Genomic DNA, 396 nt, shown 5'->3' on the forward strand with positions numbered 1-396 from the left:
TACGCGACCCCGACTCGATCCTCACGCATCCGCGGCTGCGGGAGCTCGTCGACCTCGGCGAGCCCGTGGGCGTCCTGCTCGTCTCGGTCCTGGCGGCGATCAACGACGACGACCTGACGCCCTGACCCTCTCGCTCACGGCCAAGGTGTCCCTCGCGGCGGCCGCGGGTGCGAGCACGGCCGTGAAGCCGGCCACCGCGCCCACCGCGACCACCGGGGCCTGCGTGCCGCTGAGCGCGAGCTGAGCCGTCAGGCGTCCTTGCGGGCCAGCAGGACGGCGGCCAGAACGAGGGGGCGAACGTGAACCTGCCCGGCCTGCTGCTCCGCAACGCCTTCGTCATCGGCTCGCAGCAGCCCGCCCCGCCGGGGACCGACATGCCGATGTACATGATGCTGC

Annotated in this window: 1 protein-coding gene; it reads left to right on the plus strand. The window is 73.0% G+C overall.

The genetic code is table 11. From position 1 onward, the window contains the following. A partial coding sequence (locus tag FLW16_RS46450; RefSeq protein WP_185949874.1) for an SAM-dependent methyltransferase occupies positions 1-125 on the plus strand: 125 nt, incomplete at its 5' end. Between the last annotated feature and the right edge of the window lie 271 nt (positions 126-396).

The organism is Microbispora sp. KK1-11, from assembly GCF_006874435.1.
GTDB lineage: Bacteria > Actinomycetota > Actinomycetes > Streptosporangiales > Streptosporangiaceae > Microbispora > Microbispora catharanthi.